The organism is Phytohabitans houttuyneae, from assembly GCF_011764425.1.
GTDB lineage: Bacteria > Actinomycetota > Actinomycetes > Mycobacteriales > Micromonosporaceae > Phytohabitans > Phytohabitans houttuyneae.
On record NZ_BLPF01000003.1, the window covers coordinates 593,006 to 613,329 of the forward strand.

The 20,324-nt window shown below is 68.8% G+C and carries 13 protein-coding genes and 2 pseudogenes; 3 read left to right on the plus strand and 12 right to left on the minus strand.

The annotated features are described in order from the left end of the window. Positions 1-176: 176 nt before the first annotated feature. The 6 genes from Phou_RS37585 to Phou_RS37610 form a co-directional block, all read right to left on the minus strand. Positions 177-3,014, minus strand: a complete 2,838-nt coding sequence (locus Phou_RS37585; protein WP_173066367.1) for a penicillin acylase family protein — start codon at positions 3,012-3,014, stop codon at positions 177-179. A 164-nt stretch (positions 3,015-3,178) separates the two neighbouring features. After that, a complete protein-coding gene (locus tag Phou_RS37590) occupies positions 3,179-3,562 on the minus strand; it encodes a poly-gamma-glutamate hydrolase family protein (RefSeq protein WP_173066370.1) in 384 nt (127 codons plus the stop codon). Positions 3,563-3,701: 139 nt separating this feature from the next. Beyond that, complete coding sequence (locus Phou_RS54750; RefSeq protein ID WP_281365139.1) at positions 3,702-4,064, minus strand: WD40 repeat domain-containing protein; 363 nt, start codon at positions 4,062-4,064, stop codon at positions 3,702-3,704. A gap of 181 nt (positions 4,065-4,245) precedes the next feature. After that, positions 4,246-4,560, minus strand: coding sequence for a hypothetical protein (locus tag Phou_RS37600; protein WP_173066376.1), 315 nt, complete (start codon positions 4,558-4,560; stop codon positions 4,246-4,248). Between the two features lie 466 nt (positions 4,561-5,026). Then, positions 5,027-5,602, minus strand: a complete 576-nt coding sequence (locus Phou_RS37605; RefSeq protein WP_173066379.1) for a SigE family RNA polymerase sigma factor — start codon at positions 5,600-5,602, stop codon at positions 5,027-5,029. Between the two features lie 336 nt (positions 5,603-5,938). Beyond that, positions 5,939-8,638 (minus strand): RICIN domain-containing protein, encoded by a 2,700-nt coding sequence (locus Phou_RS37610; protein ID WP_173066382.1) that lies wholly within the window; start codon positions 8,636-8,638, stop codon positions 5,939-5,941. Positions 8,639-9,258: 620 nt separating this feature from the next. Between Phou_RS37610 and Phou_RS37615 the strand changes: the two genes are divergently transcribed. Next, positions 9,259-10,737 carry a non-reducing end alpha-L-arabinofuranosidase family hydrolase gene (locus Phou_RS37615; protein ID WP_173068880.1) on the plus strand — a complete coding sequence of 493 codons (1,479 nt, stop codon included), beginning with the start codon at positions 9,259-9,261 and terminating at the stop codon, positions 10,735-10,737. A 138-nt stretch (positions 10,738-10,875) separates the two neighbouring features. Here the strand turns inward: Phou_RS37615 and Phou_RS37620 are convergent, their stop codons facing one another. The 6 genes and pseudogenes from Phou_RS37620 to Phou_RS37645 all read right to left on the minus strand — a co-directional run bounded on the left by Phou_RS37620 (position 10,876) and on the right by Phou_RS37645 (position 18,946). Continuing rightward, the gene (locus Phou_RS37620; RefSeq protein WP_173066385.1) at positions 10,876-12,339 is read right to left on the minus strand and encodes a leucine-rich repeat protein; all 1,464 of its coding nucleotides are present in this window, start codon (positions 12,337-12,339) and stop codon (positions 10,876-10,878) included. 306 nt (positions 12,340-12,645) lie between these two features. Next, positions 12,646-13,548, minus strand: a complete 903-nt coding sequence (locus tag Phou_RS53670) for an expansin EXLX1 family cellulose-binding protein (protein WP_173068883.1) — start codon at positions 13,546-13,548, stop codon at positions 12,646-12,648. 879 nt (positions 13,549-14,427) lie between these two features. Beyond that, positions 14,428-15,547, minus strand: a pseudogene (locus Phou_RS37630) (IS630 family transposase). A 1,070-nt stretch (positions 15,548-16,617) separates the two neighbouring features. Next, positions 16,618-17,277, minus strand: a complete 660-nt coding sequence (locus Phou_RS37635; RefSeq protein ID WP_173066388.1) for a response regulator — start codon at positions 17,275-17,277, stop codon at positions 16,618-16,620. Continuing rightward, positions 17,274-17,589 (minus strand): annotated as a pseudogene (locus tag Phou_RS53675) (sensor histidine kinase); the annotation flags it as partial. The pseudogene Phou_RS53675 and the gene Phou_RS37635, both read right to left, overlap by 4 nt. A gap of 700 nt (positions 17,590-18,289) precedes the next feature. Then, positions 18,290-18,946: a TetR/AcrR family transcriptional regulator gene (locus Phou_RS37645; RefSeq protein ID WP_173066394.1), complete on the minus strand. Its 657-nt coding sequence runs from the start codon at positions 18,944-18,946 to the stop codon at positions 18,290-18,292. Positions 18,947-19,004: 58 nt separating this feature from the next. Between Phou_RS37645 and Phou_RS37650 the strand changes: the two genes are divergently transcribed. Together Phou_RS37650 and Phou_RS37655 are read left to right on the plus strand one after the other, a co-directional pair. Next, positions 19,005-19,835 carry an SDR family NAD(P)-dependent oxidoreductase gene (locus tag Phou_RS37650; protein ID WP_173066397.1) on the plus strand — a complete coding sequence of 277 codons (831 nt, stop codon included), beginning with the start codon at positions 19,005-19,007 and terminating at the stop codon, positions 19,833-19,835. 159 nt (positions 19,836-19,994) lie between these two features. Beyond that, the gene (locus Phou_RS37655) at positions 19,995-20,318 is read left to right on the plus strand and encodes a nuclear transport factor 2 family protein (RefSeq protein WP_173066401.1); all 324 of its coding nucleotides are present in this window, start codon (positions 19,995-19,997) and stop codon (positions 20,316-20,318) included. Positions 20,319-20,324: the final 6 nt, after the last annotated feature.

Below are 20,324 nucleotides of genomic sequence, written 5' to 3' on the forward strand. Positions count from 1 at the left end.
GTGTCAGCCGGTTGCTGGTGCCGGGCTGGTGCTCGCCGGCGACGTGCACGAGGCCCTCGACCTGGCGCGTCGCGGGGAACATCCAACGCAGCTCGCCGGGCGGCGTCCAGCCCGCGACGCCGCCGGCCCCGGGGTCCTCGTGCCATGGCTTGTGCGCGACGCCGGCGATCTGACCGCTACGGGGTGAAGAAGGTGACGGAGTCCGTGGCGCCGATGAGGTCGGTCGGGTGCAGGCGGGAGGGGAAGTTTTCGTTGGTGAGCCACCCGCCCAGCAGGTTCAACCGGAACTTGTCTCCGATCTGCTCGCTCGTTCCGCCCGGCAGCGAGGTCCTTCCCCGCATGCCGAGCGGCGTGGCCTGCCCTACGTAGCGGTTGGTCGGGCCGGAGACGAACATGAAGTCGTTCACCGAGGCGGCGCGCGGGTTGTGTGCCGAGGCGTCGACGGTCTGGAAGCCGCCGTCGACGGGCAGGCCGGGCAGGCCGGTGAGCGGCTGTGCAAACGGCCCGTCCACGGTCGGCACCGAGTACACGGCCGGGACGGGCAGGCCGTCGAACACGATGCGGTGCAGCTTGCCCCACCGGTAGGTGTCCTGGTCGGTCGAGCGGTGGAACGCCGGTGCGAACGGGTCGCCGGCGAGCCGGTCCAGCGCGTCGGCGAGGCTCCTGAGCAGCAGCACGTCGCGGCGGTCGGCCGCGTCCGGCACGCCGGGGACCGCGTAGAAGTCCAGGCCCGAGGCCCCGACGCCGCGCCGGCTGTCGAACGTGTCGAGCAGCTGCTTGAGTGCCCTGACCGACTCCGGACCGCCCGGCAACGGCAGCTCCAGCGGCCTGAGACGCTCGTCGATGACGTTGTCGATGTACTGCCCGCGCCAGACCGCGAAGATCGTGGCCGCGACGCTGGCGTCGATCTCCTTCTGCGACGGGCCGCCGAGTCGGCCGTTGTCGTCGCTCGCGTCGAACCCCTCGCGGATGCCGGTCGGTGTGGTGCGGTCCCATGCCGACAGCCGCTGTACCGCCTCGGCGATCCGAGAGTCTCCGGCCAGTGCGTTCAGTTCGGGCGTCGCGCTGTGCCGGGCCCGGTCGAACGCGGCGGTGATGTACGGCGTGAAGAACTGCGCGTCCAGCAGCGTGACGTCGGCCTGCCGGTCCCGGGTGTCCTCGGCGGTGACGCGACCCTTGCGGATGTCCGCGCGGACCATGTCGGTGACCCGGCCGCCCCGGCTGCCGTTGTCGTAGGTGTGGGTCAGGTAGTAGATGCCGCCACCGGGCCGCGTCTGGTTCAACGGGTCGTTGTCCAGCGTGGTGCCGGCCGGGTCGTTGTTGGAGTTGATGACGAAGCCGGCCGGTGGGTTGACCACCTGCGGCATCTCGTTGAACGGTATTACCTCGTACGGCAGTGCCTGCCCGGGCTGCTTGGTTCTGGCCGGCAGCCACTCGTTGCCGCCGGTGCCGTCGCGGACCAGGTAGGGCGGGTTGCCGTCGACGCGGCCGGCCTGCAGGTCCTCGCGCAGCGGCGCCTCGCCGGTGGTGAAGTGGGCGATGGTGCCGCGGATGTCGGCGTAGAAGAAGTTCTGCGAACCGACGTCGAAGAAGCTCAGTGCCTGCTTGAAGTCGTCCAGTCCCCGCGCGAGGTTCACCATCCGGAACGAGTCGAGCTCCCGGGTGCCGGAGAAGCCGGCGTACTGCACCGACACGGCCACGCCCGCGGCCACGTTCGCGTCGACGATCGGGCCGTTGTTGCGGCGCGGCACGATCAACGTGGCGGCGGGCACCGCACCACCCGGCGGCACCGGCACGATCGTGTCGCTCTGGCCCGGCGTTCGCGTGTTGATCCGGTACGACTCCGGGATCGCCAGGACGTGCTCCTTCCTGCCCTGGTACACCGTGGACAGTCCGGACGGTGAGGTCGGGTCCGGCTCGATCCGCTCCTGGTACATGTCCGTGACGTCCAGGAGGTTCGTGGTGAGGCCCCAGGCGAGCTGGCGGTTCTGACCGACGACCACGTACGGGATGCCGGCCAGCCCCTGGCCGGTCACCTCGAACCCGGCACCGCTGAGCGTGATCGGGTAAAGCGTGCTGGGCGAGTCCAGCGGCAGGTGCGGGTCGTTGGCGAGGATCGGGCGGCCGGTCGCGGTGTGCCGTCCGGCGATCGCCCACGCGTTCGACCCGAAGTCGAATTCGTTGTCCATCGCCTGGGCGATCAGCGGCACCCGCTCGGCCACCGTCCGGTACCTGTCGACCAGCCGCAGGCCTTCCTCGGACAGCTCGCCGAGCGCCTGGCTCTGGCGGCCGGCCGTGACTGGCGGGTTTCCTTGGATCGCGGCACGCCTGCCGGTCGCGTCCGGCACGGTGGAGGCGCGCGTGAAGGGCTGGAAGCGGAACAGGTCCTGGTCCACCGCCGCCACGCCGTCGAACCCGTTCGCGGCGCCGGCCCGCGCGTACCTGGCGGTGTTCGTGGTGCGGACGCCGTCCATGTCGAACGACAGGCTGAAGCTGATCGCCTTCAGGATCGCGAGCGAGTCCACCGGTGTCCACGGCGCGACCCGGGTGACCAGCAGGTCGGCGTACTGCCGCGGCGGCCGGTTGCGGGCCAGCCACGCGTTCACACCGTCCGCGTACGCCGACAGCGCCGCCCGGGTGTCGGCGGACTGCAGCGGCAGGCTGCGCTCGGCGGCCCGGCGCAGGCCGATCGTGCGCAGCTGGACGTCGCCGGCAAGCGCGTCCTTACCCAGCAGTTCGGCGAGCGTTCCGGCTGCCTGCCGCCGGGTCAGGTCCATCTGGAACAGGCGATCGTTAGCGTGTATCCAGCCCTGGAGGAAGAACAGGTCGTGCTGGTTTCTGGCGTTGACATGAGCAAGACCCTCGACGTCGCGCACCACCGAGGCGGGCGCTCGCAGGCCGGGTATGGCGACCCGGCCGGCGTCGCGGACATCCGCTGGCGCTGGCGGCGCGGCGGTGAACAGTCCGGCGGCGACGATGCCGGCGGACAGGAAAGCGATGGCCGAACGGCGCATCAGCGGCCTCCACGACTAGACGGGTACCCAAACACGGCTTGCCGCCCACGGTCCCCGCGGCGGCCTGTGGAACCGTTGTGGATTTGCTGTGGCGTCGGATACCTGATCGCCGCTCCTCGCCGTCTTGGGCCTGGACCACCAACTGGGGTCCACCGGTCGGCGGCTCAAAGAGCGGGACATCCCACACAACAAGGCGGGACGGTAGGGCACAGCACGCCGGCCGGCTCGTTGCGGTCCAACACGGCGCTTCGATCATGAGTACACGCCGCGTACCGCGTCGACGAAGTCCTGCCCGCGCGTTGACGGCGGCCCGTCCTTGGTGGTTTTTCGCTCGTGACGTGCAGCCGCGGGTGGTTCTGACCGGCCGGCAGCTTGCCCTTGAACTGGCACTGCGTGTGCTCGGCGCCGGCGATGGCCGCGGCGATCTCGCTCGTGCGCGGCTCGATCGCGCCACCGTGGGGTGCGACGACGATCAGCGGCGAGCCGGTGATCGTCCAGGTGAGTTCATACGCGGTACCTTCCTGCTCGACCTTGCGCAGCGCCGTCATCGACGGGTACTCCGCGACGCTGCCCGTCGCGGCGGTGTACCGGGTTGACGCACGCTCCGCCTGGGCGCCGCTTGAGCCGCTGAGCAGTACGAGCAGGCCCGCGAGGACGCAGGGAGCCATCGCGCGGGTTGGTTACTGGTCATGGTGACCTCCGGCAGACGTCGACGAATGGTTCGCCTGCGGCGTGTACGGCCCACTCTTCGCGGGTGAGGCCGCCGGGTTGGCTGCACAGGCTCCGGATTGGTTCGGTGTAGAGGGTGGGGTCCCACAGCTGTACCGTGCCGTCGTGGCTGCCGGTGGCGAGTTGCTGGCTGTCCGGGCTGAATGCCACCGCGTACATCGCTCCCTTGTGGCGGGTCAGGGGTGCGCCGACGGGTCTGCCAGTGGCCGGATCCCATAGCCTTAGGGTGTCGTCTTCGCTGCCGGTGGCCAATAGGCGACCGTCGGGGCTCAGCGCGATGGTGTACGCCGGCCACGGGTGGCCGGCCAGGGGCGCGCCCACAGGTCTGGCCGTGGCTGGGTTCCACTTCTCGTTGCACCACGACAGATCCGGCGTGTCACCGCACCGCCGACGGTCAGCTGCGCAGCGCAACCATCGTCACGCGGAATGGCTCGGTGCCTTACCGGGGGATGCGAACGGGAAGACCAATGTGTACGCGATGTGATCGAGATCCCAACCGGGTTCAGAAGCGGCCGTCCACTTCGGCTCGGGCACCGTCATCTGCGGTCGCGACGGCCTGGTAGGTGTCCCGGCTCGGGTCCCGGCCACCCGTCGCGTGGCCATACTGCACCCCGAAGAAGTGTGTGGCGGCCCCCAGGCGCATTCCCGGCTTCAGCGTGAACGTGTAGACCAGAGCGTCCGCCTGCTGCTCGACGGTGGTCACCAGAGCGTCGGCGGATATGGTGCTCCAGGCCCCGGTGTTGACCACGTCCGGCGTGAGCGCGATCCGCACGCGTAGCTCCAGCGCGGTGACCGTCTGGCTGTTTCTCAGTGTCACGTTGCTTTGCGCCCAGTTGTCGATGCTGTGTGGATCGACGGCGACGCTGGACCACAGGAAGCCTTGCTGGGCCGAGGAGTTGCTCGGGGACGCCGCCGGTGAACGAGACGCTTGAGCGGCGGACGGCGGACGGTGCGCAGGGCCATGGCTGGGCACCGACCCGGCAGCGGCGCTTGGGGAGCGGCCGGGGCGGGGGACACCGTGGTGGCCGAGGGCGCGGCTATCGGCTCCTGCGGCGTCTCGCCGCGGACGGCGGCCCAGGTGACCGCCACGCTGAGACCGATGACCGCTGCCACGGTCGCGGCCATCCCGGCTGCCACGGCCGTGCGCCGGTGGTTGGAGCGGGGCGCCCGGGATGCGCCAGTCGCCGCCTGGCCGCGTTGGATCCGGGTCAGAATGGCTGCACGGTCCGGCTGGTGAGCGGCCGCTGCCGCGCGGAGCGCCGAGCGGACGCGATCCGTCGACATCAGCTCCCCCTTCCCGACGGGCCGGGCGGAACTATGGCTCGGGACGCGGGGGCCAGCCACCGCGCGCCGTCGCTCGTCGACGCCGACTGGCCGCCGAGCAGCGCGGTCAACTGGGCCACCCCGCGCGACGTCTGGCTCTTCACGGTGCCCACCGAAATGCCAAGGGCACGCGCGGTCTCCCGCTCGGACAGGTCGAACGCGTAACGCAGCACCACGCATGCCCGACGCCGGTACGGCAGCCGGTGAAGCGCCTGCCGTAGGTCGACGACCGCGGGCACGTCCACGTCCTGCGTCCGGTCGCGCCACAGCAGGCCCAGACCGAGCAGACCGCGCCGCTCCCGGCTCAGCCTGCGGATCCGGTTGCGGGCCAGGTTGGCCAGCACACCGCGGGCGTACGCGATCGGGCTGTCGGCCGCGGCGACCCTGTCCCAGTGCCGCCATACCTCCAGGAGTGCGTCGGCGGCGAGGTCGTCGGCTACCTCCGCCTCGCCGGTGACCAGGTACGCCAGCCGTGCCAGCTCGGCGTGATGCATCTCGAAGAAGGAATGGAAGGCGTCGTCGCGCGATACTGCCATCGGCGCCTCCCACCCCCTCGACAGTCGGTCTGTACTCGTCCGGTTGCGCCTCCGGATCGTAGCCATGAGATCCCATGTCTGAAAGACCCGTGCACCCTCGCGCGAGTCCAAAGGATGGGCGCGTCGGCTCGAGGATGTGGGCTTATACCCGGTAGCGTCGCGGCCCCTGGATACGAGCAGGAAGTTGCGGCTATAAATCAATCCCATGACATGCAACGCGGCGTTCGCAAGGCGCTCACTGCCGTGTCCTCGCCGGCGTGACCAAAGTCGCGTGACCGGCCCGCGGCGGATGCCGCGGGCCGGTCGGGGTTCGTCATAAACGCCACGGCCTTGGGGTCAGGAGGGGTCGCCGTACTGGAGGCCGCGTCCGTTGGTGCCGATGTAGACGCGGCCGTAGGTGTCGGGGTCGCCGGTGATGACGCCCGCGCCGCTGATGCTGCCCCACTGGTGGGCGTCGTCGTTGACGCGGAGCCAGGTGGCGCCGCTGTCGGTGGAGCGGAAGACGCCGGTGACGTCCTTGACGGTACCGATCAGGTACAGGGCCTGGTAGGCGGCGCCCGGTGCGGCCTTGCCGAAGCCGAGGGCGGAGGCGGACTGCACCGTTGTGAGGGTGGTGAAGGTGCGGCCGCCGTCGGTGGAGTGCAGCAGCCCTTTGGCACCGCTGGCGATCCACAGGTCCCCGGCGATGCCGGGGACGGCCGCGAGTCGGCCGGTGGGCAGGTTGGTGGCGCGGGTGGTGAAGGTCACGCCGCCGTCGGTGCTGGAGTAGAGGCTGCCGCCGGCCAGTGAGTAGAAGGTCTTGGCTGAGGAGCGGTCGGCGACGACCACGGCGTCGGTGCCTAGGCCGCTGACCGTCGACCAGCTCGCCCCCTTGTCGGTTGAGCGGTACGGAGCCTGACCGGCCTGGGTCCAGACGATGGCGGAGCCGTCCGCTGCGAGCGCGACATGGCCGGTGTCGGCGTCGGCCACCGGCTCTGCTGTGAAGCCGTTCCAGGTGCTGCCGCCGTCGGTGGAGTAGGCGCCGTCCTGCGCACCGCCACGGCCGACGCGGACCATGACAGCGGGGTTGGACTGGGCGAAATCGATGTCGGTGCTGTTGGTCATCATCGGGTTCTGCAGCCGCCCGGCGGGCACCTCGGTCAGTGAATCGTGGCGGAAACCGCCCAGGTCGCCCATGGCGGTGACGACGTGGGCGCCGCCGGGAGGGGCGATCACGTCCAGCAGCGCGGTCTCCTCCAGCCCCCGGGCCCCCACGGTCCAGTGGGTGGTGCCGCCGCTGTCGGTGGCGTTGGCGTCCTTGCTGCGCCAGATGCCGCTGCCGGTGCCGTACAGCACGTGCCCGGAGTCGAAGGGATCGATGGCCAGGGCGGTCATCCAGTGCCCGGTGCCGGTGCCGACGTAAGGGGCGCCGGAGGCGTCCCGCACCGATTTGGCGGCCAGTGCTTTCCAGGTCGTGCCGCCGTCGGTGGTCCGGTAGAGCTCGTCCTCAGGCCACCAGCGGTCGAGGGTGGTGACCATCACCGTGGACGGCTCCTGCGGGTCGACGGCCAGACCGGAGAACCCGTAGCCGCCCTGGGACGGGGAGATGTTCTTCCACGCCCCGCCGGCCGGCGTGTACTTCCACACCGAACCTGCCGTCGCGTCGTTGGGTCCGACGTTGTTGGTGTACGTCAGGTACAGCGAGCCGTCACCGGAGAGCACGCCGTGCTGCGGCATCTGGCCGGTCGGCTGCCCGGAGACGGCCTGCCAGCTGCTGCCGCCGTCGGTGGAGCGGTACAGGGAGGTGGACGTGTCGGCGACGCCGGCGTAGATCGTCTCGCTTCCGGCCGGGCCGTACGTGACGAAGGAGATGCCCGCGCCGCTGCTCGCGCCGTTTTTGACGGGGAACGAGGAGACCTGGCTCCATGTCACGCCGTAGTCGGTGCTGCGCCACAGGCCGTTCTTGCGGGTGCCCAGCAGCAGGGTGCCGGGGTTCGCGGGGTCGATCGCCAGCCGTTCGCCCGCCCCGCGGCCGGACTCGTTGGCGCCCAGCTTGAAGGGCAGATCGGTGCGCTGGAAGGTGCGACCCCGGTCGGTGGAGCGCAGGATCGCGCCGTTGCCCGCCCACTCGTTGGTGTAGGTGCCCGCCCCGAGGTAGAGCCGGTTGGGATCGACAGGGTCGGTAGCCACCGAATCGATGCCCAACAGGTTCCAGTCCTTCTCGCCGGCCCAGTCAGTAAGCGGGATCCACCGCTCGGCGGCGTCCCATCGGTAGGCGCCGCCCATGTCGGTGCGCGCGTACAACAGGCCCTTCTCCCGCGGGTTGAACACCAGCCCGGTGACGTAACCGCCGCCCACCACCTGGGCGTTGTTCCACACATACGGTCCGGTCGGGGTCTTGGGTTCCGTCGTGCCGGTCCCGGCCGTCGGGGCAGCGGTCGTCGGAGTCCCGGCCGTCGGTGTCTGGGCCGCCGGGGCCTCGGCCAGTTTCACCAGCTTCCACTGCTGGTTGGCGCCGCCGTGGCCGGGCCACTGGATGACAGCCGCGCCGTCGGCCGTGGAGTTTCCGGACACGTCCAGGACCTGGCCGCTCCGGCGGGAGGTGAAGGTGACGGCGTCGGAACCTCGCACATCGTCGATCCGCCACTCCTGGGAGGTGGAGGAGCTCTCGGTCTGCTGCTCAGAGGCAGCCGCCTGGGCGGTCGAATCGCCCGCGATGCCCAGCACCTTACCGCTGTTGCGGCTCACCAGCTCGTAGTAGCCCTCCCCGGTGGATCGCAGCTTCCACTGCTGGTTGGCGGTGTTCTGGTCGGTCCACTGCTGGACGCGGGCACCGTCGGCGGTCGAGAAGGCGTTCACGTCCAGCGCCTTACCGCTGCGCACGGAAATCAACCGGTAATAGGCACCCCCGTCGATCGTCGCGGCCTGCGAGTCCTCTTCAACGAACAGGACATACGGCACGACGACGGCGGACATGGCGAGCAGCAGGCCGGTGGCGATCCAACGACGGCGCCGGCGGTGACGCCCGCGGCGCCCGCCGTTCGCGGGGTTCTTCATGACGAGGTGTTCTCCTTGCATGCCGTTCGCCAGAGGAAAGGTGGATCCAGCATCGGAGTGGCCGGGTCCCACTCCTTTGTGGTCACGGGCCCGCAAAGGGTTGCCTCGAGCCGAGGAAATTTCTCAGGTCGCACCGTGGCGCGGCAGGCGCCGCACCGTCCACGCCGCGGCCAGCGCCTCCGGCCCCGGCACGTAGGCCGGCGTGGCGGCCCCGCGCGCCCAACTCGAGCTCCCGCTCCGCTGCGGCACGGGAGGAGAGGCCGCCCGGCGAGGTCCTGGGCGTCTCCCGAGGCTCCATGCCGGCTGAATACTCTGCGCAGCGGCAAGGTGATCCGAAAAGGTCCCCGGCTCGAGGCAACCTTTGCGAGGCCCGCGACCACAAAGCAGTGGAACCCGGCCACTCCGGTGCTGGATCCAGCTTTCCTCTGGTGAACGGCATGCAAGGAGAACACCTCGTCATGAAGAACCCCACGAACGGCCGGGACCCAGACGGTTGGCGCCGGCACGACGCAGACCACGGCCGAGGCCGTTGTCGTGCGCGGGTCGTCCTCGGGGTCGGGTCCGCGCCGATGCGGCGTGTTCATGTCAGCGGTTCCCCACATGATGAAAGGAAAGATGCTATGTCGGTTGGGGTTGGGCACACCGCGAGGTGGCGTCGTCGGTGGCGGTCAGGATTGGCGGTTGCGGTGGTCGCGGCGGTCGCGGGCGGGCTACTTACGGTGGTCACAACGTCCGCGTCGGCCGCCACCGTGGATACCACCGCCTGGTATGTACTGCTGAACCGCAACAGCGGCAAGGCCCTCGACGTCAACGGCGTGTCCAGCGCCGACGGCGCCAACCTCATCCAGTGGACCCGCACCAACGCCACCAACCAGCAGTTCCAGTTCGTGGACTCCGGCGGTGGCTACTACCGACTGAAGGCCCGCCACTCCGGCAAGGTCGTGGACGTCAACGGTGCGTCCACCGCAGACGGCACGCAGCTTGTGCAGTGGTCCGACCATAACGGGACCAACCAGCAGTTCCGGCTGGCCGACTCCGACAGCGGCTATGTCCGGCTGGTCAACCGGAACAGCGGCAAGGTCGTCGAGGTGCAGGGGCTGTCGACCGCCGACGGCGGCAGCGTCGTGCAGTGGAGCGACTGGAACGGCAGCAACCAGCAGTGGCAGCTCGTCAAGGTCGATGGGGGCAGCGGATGCACGCTTCCGTCGAGCTACCGCTGGTCATCGACCGGCCCGCTGGCAAACCCGAAGTCGGGTTTGAATGCGCTCAAGGACTTCACCAACGTCGTCTACAACGGCCAGCACATCGTCTATGCCTCGACGACCGACTTCAACAAGAACTATGGATCGATAAACTTCAGCCCTTTCGCCAACTGGTCCGACATGGCCTCGGCCAGCCAGAACACGATGTCCATCGGCACCGTCGCGCCGACGCTCATCTACTTCGCCCCGACGAACATTTGGGTGCTCGCCTACCAATGGGGTCCGACTACCTTCTCCTACCGCACCTCGAGCGACCCCACCAACGCCAACGGCTGGTCGTCGCCGCAGACGCTGTTTACCGGGGACATTCCCGGCGACGCGGCTCCGCTCGACCAGACACTCATCGCCGACGACACGAACATGTACATGTTCTTCGCCGGCGACAACGGCAAGATCTACCGATCCAGCATGCCCATCGGCAACTTCCCGGGCAGCTTCGGCTCGTCATACACGGAAATCATGAGCGACACGGTCGCCAACCTTTTCGAGGGGGTCGAGGTCTACAGGATCCAGGGTCAGAACCAGTACCTCATGCTGGTCGAGGCGATGGGCGCGCAGGGCCGCTACTTCCGCTCGTTCACGGCCACCAGCCTCGGCGGGTCGTGGACGCCGCAGGCCGCCACCGAGAGCAACCCCTTCGCCGGCAAGGCCAACAGCGGCGCCACGTGGACCAACGACATCAGCCACGGTGACCTGGTTCGCACCAACCCCGATCAGACCAAGACTGTCGACCCTTGCAATCTGCAGTTGCTGTACCAGGGGCTCGACCCCGGCTCCACCGGCGTGGACTACAACCTCCTGCCTTGGCGGCCGGCGGTAATGACACTGCAGCGCTAGATAGCCCGGTGGATCCGGAGCGGGCGGGCTCGGCGCAAGGCCGAGCCCGCCCCGCCTGGTCGCCTCCCGGACCGGCTCAGAAGACGCAGATCGTCTGCAGGTCGTCGACCAGCAGCTCCCGCCAGCCACCGGGACCTTTTACCGAGACTCGTAGCTTCGTGCTCGGATCGGTAGCGATGGGTTGCCGGCCGGGACGAAGCCGGCCCAGGCGGCGGCGGTGCCGGTGTGGTAGATCGTCGCCTGGTCGGTGCCGGCGAAGACGTCTGAGTCCTGCCGGGGTGGCTGGTCGCCGAGGTTTATCCGGGTGAGGGCCGGATTGCCGGCGAGGGCGCGCGGTCCGAGGTGGACGATCTTCGGTAGGTGGACGGCATTGAGCTTCGGGTTGCTGGTGATGGAGTCGTGCCGGGCGGTGCTCAACCGCGGCGCGTACAGCCATCGGAGGTTGTCGAAGCGGATGATGGCGTTCTTGTCCAGCTCAGTCAGCGCGGGCAGCCGCAGGCCGGTCAGGGCGTGGTTGAGGTCGAAGCAGTTGATGCCCATGTACCGCAGGTTCGGAAGGTTGACCGACACGAGGGCGTGGCTGTCGTTGAGTGCGTTCCGGCCGATCCGTTCGAGCTGCAGGGCGGTGAGATACCGCAGGCGCGACGCGTCGTCGAAGGCGAAGTCGGCGATCGTCGTGGCCCGGGGCAGGTTGACCTTTGTCAGGTACTGGTTGCGGCGGAACGCGTCGCGCGCGATCGTCCGCACGCTGGGCAGGTACAGCACGCTCAACCGTGCGCGTGGCCCGTGACCGAACGCCATGACACCGATCGACCGGGCCGCGCGCAGGCTCACGTCCGTGAAGGTGTGGTTACTGAACGCCCCATCCGGCACGTCGATCAGGTCATCCAGGACCAGGTGTTTGACCCACGTGTCCCACCAGCCGTTGAACCACAGATACGGGAAGGTGCCGCCGCGAGCGGTCTGACCGGCGCACGCCAGGCCGGAGGACGGCGTGCACTCGTTCCCACCCGCCACTGTCCTGAGGTTGTAGACGTAGAGACGGGACAGGTTCGTCAGCCCCAGGTCGCGGTGCACGCCCTGCAGCGCCCTCAGATCGGCGTCGCCAAGCGCGGTCCCGCCGGTCAGGTAGAGCGCGATTCCGGTCGCTGCGGCGAGGTCGGCCTTCCGCTCGGCCAGCCGCGCCTTGAGGGCCCCGGTGGTGACGTCGTACGGGAAGGCGAACGTGCCCGGCGCCAGGCGGTGGTCGCCCACTGTGGAGAAGCGATAGGTGTACGTCTCGGTCCGCCGCAGGTCCGCGTCGCGCGCGAAGACCGGGTCCGGACCCGGGTCGACGGTAATGTCCGCGATCACCGCGCCCGCGGCGTACGGGTTCCCGGCCGGCGTACCAGTCGTGCGGCTGCTCGAAGGCGACGCGGACGCCGAGGGCGGCGGCACCGCGGCCGGCGACGAGGTCACCGAGGTTCCGGCCACACCCGGCGGCACCCACGACCGCCCGGTGGTCACAGGATCGGGCGTTCCGTGCAGCGCCGCCGCGGCCGTCCCCGCCGCGCCCACCGCGACCAGCACGAGCCCGCCAGCCGCGACCTTGATCCACTTCATGCCAGTACTCCCGCCGCCTTTGCCATGACTTGGAGACCCGGCCGGGACCAACCGAATAGCCGAGAACGCAGATGTGGTACGTCGATCCACGAGCGAAGATCATTCAAGCACCCGGACTCGACGGTCGCTTGGACTTCCCGCGATACCGGGTACTCGGGCCGGCGCTGGAGCCCGCCGTCGACCCCGCGCTGGCGCTTCGCCGCCTACGAGCCACACCCCAGAGGACTCGGTGACATGGCAGCACGCGGTCCCGCTGGCTCGAAGCCGGGCACGCGGCAAGGGTTGGTGGAGGACGTGCGCCAAGCCTCAGTGCTTGGCGAACTGGACCCGGGTCGGCTGCGCCTCGTCCGGCCTCAGCGCGATCCCGTTGATGGTCAGCCGTTCTCCGTAGACGTCGGTGATTCTGATGGCGCCGCCGCACCCGCTGCCGTTGGAGGAGAGGAAGTGGTTGTAGTCGGTGCGGGGCAGCCGGTGCCAGCCGGTGTTGGTGCGGACCTCCAGCCGCGCCACTGGATTGCGGTGGCCAATCGCCTGGATGCCGCACCACCATTCGCTGGACCCGGTCTTGTATCGGATCGAGATCGTGTTGGAGATGCTGGGGCTGAGTAGTTTCCACGTGATCGGTACCTCGCCGCGCTTGGGGTCGGCCAGCTTGGCGAACGCTTGAGGGCTGAGGTCGATCTGCCCGGGCGCGCAGGGCAGTGGGCACAGGTTGGTGATCCGGACCGTGACCGAGGCGCCGTTGGTCGCGCGGACCAGCACGTACGCCCCGCAAGCCTTGGACGCCTCGTAGTCGGTCTGGTTCATCGCCCCGATCATGAGGTCATCGGCTGGGCCGAACAGGCAGGCGCCATCGCCGTCCCCGGCGTCGTAGAAGGTAGCTTTTCCGCGATACATGACGTTAGGTCGGATCCGTCCCGCCAACGGTGCCGCAGCGGACGCCGTCCGCGGGCCGCTCTTCCTCGGCGATAGCGACGTTCTGATGCTCGGAGAGGCCGACGGCCGCGCCGTTGCGCGGCTCGCACCAGAGGCCGCGGTGGCGGTCCCCGCCCCGCTTGGGACGGTCGCCTGGGTGCTGGCGGCGGGTGTGGCCGCGATAGGCCCGGCGGGGGAGGGTTCGCCGCACCCAGCGCCGGCCGCCAGTATGGTCGCGGATACGGCGCTCGCGAACGCGAGGCGCAACCTGCGGCGCGGGTGCACAGGGGTCATGTCGGTGCTCTCCTTCAACCATTCCAATCGACCCGAACGATCTTCAGTGGTCCGGCAGACCGGAAAGGTTGCTCGACCGCCCCGAGAAAATTCAGAAGCCGCCCTCCACCTCTACCCGGGTACCGCCGCGAAAGCCACATCGGCTCCCCACCCGGGTGGGTGGTGAAGGGTGCGCAGCCCGGCAGCTCCAGGCAGTCGTTGTCGAAGCGGTGTCGCCACAGGCCCGCGAAACGAGCGCCGTGGCTCTCAGCGACAGAGGCGTCGCACGCTCATAGCCGAGATGAGCATGGTTGCCAGGGCTGTAAGGGTGAAATGATCGGGTGGTGGTTGGACCTGGCGAGGCCCTGAGCCATGAGGTGGCGGATCTGTTGCGACGGTCCACATCGAGCATCGATACGGAACGGCGCGGCGATCACGGGGCTTGGAACAATGGCCCGCCGAAGGCGGCCTGGTTCGGTCGAGTACGACGCGATCGCCTCGGCGCTTGTGCGGGCGGCGGATGACATTGACCCGAGGGTTCGGCTCAGGGCTGTTCGCGGTCTGTGTGCCTTGCCGACGTCGCTGTCCGCAGGCGTGGTGACCGCTGCTCTCGGCGACGAGGACCACGCGTGCGGGAGGCGGCAGTCTTGCAGGTTCTGGCGCTCGGCCTGGCGGATATGAACCCATCGGTACAGGGTGCGGCGATGTCTACCCTTCGAGCGATCGCGGCCCGGTCATCACAGTTGGCCGAGGCGTGACCGAGCTCGCGCAGCGTGGTTTGACCGACGCGAACCCTCAGCGGCGTGAGATCTCCATTGAGCTACTTCGCCACCTTGGCGAGCCGGGTCACCGCGAACGGTGCCTAGTGCGGTGACCACGAACGTTCACCGGGTCTGATGGTCAGCCGGCTTTGGTGCGTGGTCGGCCCCAGCGTTGTTGGCGTTCGCTGCGGATGCGGGCGCGTTCGCGGCGTTGGGCGGCTAGGACGTCGGGGTGGCGGGCGTTGGCGTTGCGCCAGCGTAGGTATGCGTGCATCTCGCGGGCTAGGACGGTGTGGTTGGGGTAGTTGGAGTTGGCCATGGTGAAGGCGCGTAGTGGCCCGAACTGGGCCTCGATCGGGTTGGCCCAGGAGGCGCTGGTTGGAGTGAGGACCAGTTCGACCTTGTTTCGCGCGCACCAGGCCCGGATCGCCGGGGTGGTGTTGGCGGACAGGTTGTCGCAGATGATGTAGATCGGCGCGCCGTCCGGGCGTGCGGCCCGGATCGATTTGTAGGCCGCGAGGGTGTGGTCGCCGCCTTTACGGCGGCGCATCACGCCCCAGAGCTGGTCGTCACCGAGGCTGTAGCAGCCGTGGAAGTAGCGGATCCCGTGCGTGCGGGTATAGGTGGCCGGTAACCGATCAGGTCTGCTCTTGGGTGACCACGAGCTGCCGTGGTGCGGCCGGATCGACAGCGGTCCGAACTGGTCGAAGGCGAAACACCGGTCCGGGAACTGCGAGGTGACCTGCTCGATGCGGTCGAGCTTGGCTTTCCTTGTTCGGATCTCGCGATTCTTTCCAGGTGCGGGTGCGTTGGAACGTGACGCCGTGCTCGCGTAGCAGCTGGCGGAGCCGTTCCCGGCCAACAGCCATCGGCCGGTGGGGATTGGTGGCCAGGTAGTCAGCCAGCTTGCGGATGCTCCAGCGGGTGAACGGGCGACCCACCGTGGTGGGCCGCCCGGTGGCCGTCGCGACGATGAATGCCTCGTCGTCTGTGCTGATCCGGCGGGGACGGCCGCCCGCCCAGTTAGGGTCCAGCGCACGCAGTCCGATCTCGTTGAATGCGTGGATCACATCGCGGACGGTGTCCTCGTGCGCTGCCACAAGGCGGGCGATCGCTGGCACCGGCGTACCGGACGCCGACGCCATGATCATCATGGCGCGGCGGACCCGGATGGTTCCGTGCTTGCCCCGCCGCACGATCTGTTGCAGCCGACGGCCTTCCTCGTCAGTAAGCCGCCGCGCCCGTACCGGCTCAGCCATCCACCCACCTCACGCTCAACAACGGTGTGACCGCTGTTGAGCGTGCCCGCGACCTCACCAGAACCGACCGACCACGCCCGGCGTGTCAGCAACCCGGTAAACATTTGTGGCCAGCGCACTAGCGGCATTGAAAGACCCGCATCCGGTAGTTCGGCATAGAGCCGAGCGAAGCCTCACGCGCTGATATCGGGGCTTGATCGGTACTCGCATCTGGTCGCGATCCGAGCGCTGATGGTTGCAAGACCAGTTACAGGGGTCTGCCGCATGTGCGCGGCGGTGGCGAGGCTCTGTTATCGGGTCGTTGCCTGCGCGGTGGGCGGTGCGTGGTTGGCGGCCGAGGCGTTCGTCGAGCAGCGTGTCGGTGCCGGCGAAGAAGCTGCGCTGTGCGGCTATATGGCGCCAGGCGAGGGCGGCGAGATCGACAAGCCGGCGGAGTTCGCCAACTGTGGGTGGAAACATCTACTCTTTCGACGTGGCGGCGTCCTCCTTCACAGCGCTACTGGCGCTCTCGCTGCTGATCATCCTGCTCAGCGTGCTGGCAGGTCTAGCGAGGCGGAAGAGGTGGAAAGGGTCTGTGCCACGTACTCCCGCCCAAGAGTTCACGCCGCCGCGCACCGCACCGGATAGACCGCAGCTGCCGATCTTGAGTTCACCCGCCTGGAACGTGGTCGGCGTCGTGGCAGGCGTCGTCGGTGCTGTCGTGTCGGTCATCGGACTTTTTCGGTAGACCACGCGTCCAGCGTTGTGCACGTCTGCCCGCACCCCGACAGCCTGGTTACGAGGGCGGCGGCCCTGACTGGAGGGTGACGCTTCACTCTTCTAGCCGAGATGAGTGCGTCCCAACTGCGTAATGATCGGATACCGCCACGGAGTGCCCTGAGGCGGCGCCCTGCCTCTGCGACGACAAGCGGGCTCGGGCCGGTCGGCACGACGACGTCGAAGAACCCGAGGGACGGCATGAAAGGGGCGCGGCCGAGGTCCTCGGCGAAGTTTCGAGATTGAGGACGATGAGCGGTCCCCAAGGTAAGGGTCGTGCTGCTCGTGCACACGAACACCGCGCGAAGGGCCGCTCAAGTCACCAGGCCGCGGCGGTACGCGTACACCACGGCCTGCACCCGGTCGCGTAGGTCGAGCTTGGTGAGGATGCGGGACACGTATGTCTTTACCGTTTCCTGGCTGATCACGAGGGCCGCGGCGATTTCGCTGTTGGAGAGGCCCTCCGCGATGAGCCGGAGCACCTCCAGCTCGCGCGGGGTCAGCGCGCCGCTGTCCGGGTCGCCTTCGGCGGGGCGGATGCGCGCCGCGTACCTGCCCACCAGCTGCCGGGTTACCTCCGGGGCCAGCAGCGCGGCGCCCGTCGCGACCGTGCGGATGCCGTTGAGCAGCTGCGCCGGTGGGGCGTCCTTGAGCAGGAAGCCGCTGGCGCCGGCGCGCAGCGCCTCGTATACGTACTCGTCGAGGTTGAACGTGGTCACCACGAGGACCTTTACCGGCTCGGGGACGCCGGCGCCGGCCAGCAGGCGGGTCGCCTCGATGCCGTCGAGCACCGGCATCCGAACGTCCATCACCACCACGTCCGGCCGGAGCCGGGCGGCCAAGCCCACCGCCGCGCGTCCGTCGCCGCACTCGCCGACGATCTGCATGTCCGGCTGGGCGTCGATGATCGTCGCGAAGCCGGCGCGGATCAGCTCCTGGTCGTCGCAGACCAGCACCCGGATCGGCGCGGTCACGACGGGTCTCCGGCCGGGATCCGGGCCCGCACGAGAAAGCCGCCGCCGGTCTGCGCGCCGGCGCTGAAGTCGCCACCGAGGACTTTGACCCGCTCGCGAAGCCCGGTGAGGCCGCGCCCGCTGCCGCCGGGCGACGCGCTTCCGGATCCGGAGCCGTCGGTGCTGATCCTGCACCACCCGGTACGCGGCCACCTCGGCGCTACCGGTGGCCGCCGTCGGCGTACCCTCCCGGACGAACTCGACCGGCTGCCCGGCCTGCCGGGTCTGGTCGACGAGGGCGTCGAGGTCGCCGACGGAGGGCGTACGCGGGTCGCCTGTGCTGTGGTCCGGGCGGTCCGGTCGTCCAGGGCGATGGTGCGGCGGCTGGCCGCGGATTTCGGCGGTCCTTCGACGATCTGGTAGCCGACCGTGGTGCGTTGGTTCACGACCGTGAGCTGTCGCCGCTCAAGGTCGAGGTCCTGCCACCGCAGCCCGGCCGCCTCACCGCGTCGCAGGCCGCGCAGGGCGACTAGCCACCAGAATCCGTACAGCGAGTCGTCCTGGACGTACTCGAGGAGGGCGTGGTGACGGCAGACCGCCCGCGGCTGAGATGCGCGGCCCACTGTGGACGGTCACTCATCCGCAACCCCTACATCGCTGCAACAACGGGCAGGCCCGGAACTTTGAAGTGATTGGGCACTCGCCTTCGCGGAAGAGCGCGCGCAAACCCGGATCGTCTTCACGCCGCCTTCGCCCATTAGATGCATCGTCCGCAGGGCAGGATGTGCATGCCCCGCGTCGAAAGGGCGACCAGCCTTCTAGGAGCCGAACGCCAAGCTTGCCGAGCGGATGAACGCGTTCTTGGAATGCTTCGCCGAGTCGAGGGTAGGTCGATCGAGGTGTGGCGGGCCACCGATTTCGAGGACATCGAGTCCTACCTGCCCAAGTGGCGCGGCGGTACATCGGGGCGGGGCCGCGCGTCCAGAGCGACGAGGACGTGCGGCCCTCGGAGAAACGCCGCGTGCTCCACTTCCTAGCGGGCCAGGCGGTCCAGCAGTTCGCCGAGCAGCCCGCGTTCGCCAGGGGTGAGGTCGCCCGGGTCGTTGCCGACCAGCGCGCGCAATGTCAGTGCGGCGCTCGCGCGGGTCGCGGGGGTGTCGGTGGTGGGTGTGTGCAGCACTCCGGCCAGTGCGGCCTCGCGGACGCGTCTGGAGAGCTCGAAGTCCGGCTCTGGCTGGCTGATCAGGGTGAGTGTGATGCCGACGTTGGCGGCGAGTAGCTGTTCGGCGGCGTCGGCCGCTGGCACCTTGAGCATGCCCTGGGCGGCGGCTGCGGTGAACCGGTCGCGCAACGCGGCGTGCGCGGGAGCAGTGACGGCGCAGGGCTTTCCCGGCTCGACGCGGCCGTAAAGCAGCCCGTAGAACGACGGGTGCTCCAGCCCGAACCGTACGTGCCTGTCCCAGCCTTCGCGCAGGTCGTCCAGCGGGTCGCCTGAGCTCTCGATCGCCGTGTATTGGGTGAAGCCGTGGTTCGCCACGGTGTCGATCAGGCCCTGCTTGCTGCCGAAGTGGTGGTACAGCGTCGGGGCCTGCACCCCGGCGCGGTCGCACACCGCTCTCGTGGACACCGTAGCGCCGCTCTCCAGCAACTCCGCCGCGGCGAGCAAGAGTCGATCCCGTGCGTTCTGCATGCTTGCTATGGTAACTGTTATAGCGCTACATTGCCTTCTATAGCGGGAGGTGAAGTCCATGAGGACTTGGTTCATCACGGGTGGGACGCCCGGAGGGTTCGGCCTGGTCTATGCCGAGGCTGCGCTGAAACAGGGCGATCAGGTGGTGGTGACCGCGCGTCGGCCCTCTGAACTGCAGGAATGGGCTGCATCGCATGGCGACCGTGTGCTGGTTCTCCAGCTCGATGTCACCGATGCCGACCAGGTGCGTGCGGCGGTCAAGGCGGCGGAGGAGCGGTTCGGCGGGATCGACGTGCTCGTGAACAACGCGGGCCGTGGCTGGTACGGCTCGGTCGAGGGGGCCCCTGACGAGACGATCCGCCGCACGTTCGATCTCAACCTGTTCGCCGTGGTCGAGGTGGTGCGCGCGGTACTGCCTGGTATGCGGGCACGCGGCGACGGCTGGATCGTGAACATGTCGTCGGTGGCTGGCCGGGTGGGCGGACAGGGGTTCGGCTACTACTCGGCGGCGAAGTTCGCGCTCGAAGGACTGTCGGAGACGCTGCGCCAGGAAGTTGAGCCGTTCGGTGTACGCGTGCTCGTCGTGGAGCCGGGAGCGTTCCGCACCAGTGCCTTTTCCTACTTCCAGAACGAGTCCGTCAATGAGACCGTCGACGCCTACGTGCCGATGGTCGAGGCCGTCAAGGCGGCATTCATGGACCACAACGGCAAACAAGCGGGTGACCCTGAACGCGGAGTGCAGGCCGTGATCAGCGCGATGAACGCCCCCGTTCCACCACACCGGATCGTGCTCGGCAACTCCGGCTACGACGTCATTGTTGCGATGCACGAGAACGCACTCGCGGAACTGCGCGCGAACGAGAAGCTCTCGCGCAGCGCGGACTTCTAAACCTGCTGCCAGAAGCGGGGGGTCCGCAACTCGCGTGAGTTGACCTTGCCCGAACCTGAAGAGCATCCCCCGGCACCGTGCACCGTGCCGCTGAGGTGCTGCATCTACACGCCAGGACGTGCCCGCGTCCTGACACCCGAGAAAGACCGGAGAGCAGAAATGGACGACATCACCCTTCCCAAAGCTGTCGAGAACTTCATCGCGGCCACCAACGCGAACGACGCGAACGCGCTGGCCGCGGTCTTCGGCGACGGGGCCACCGTGCACGATGACGGGAAAACCTGGACCGGCGAGGCCGAGATCCACGAGTGGATCCAGGGGCATCTGATCGACCCCAAGATCGTGCTCACGCCGACCTCGTTCGCGGGCGACCGGCTGGTGGCCTCCGGGGACGGTGAATTCCCCGGCGGGCCTCTGTCCTTCGCGTTCGTGTTCGGCATCAAGGACGACCAGGTCACCGACCTCGCAATCGACCCCGTCTGATTCGTC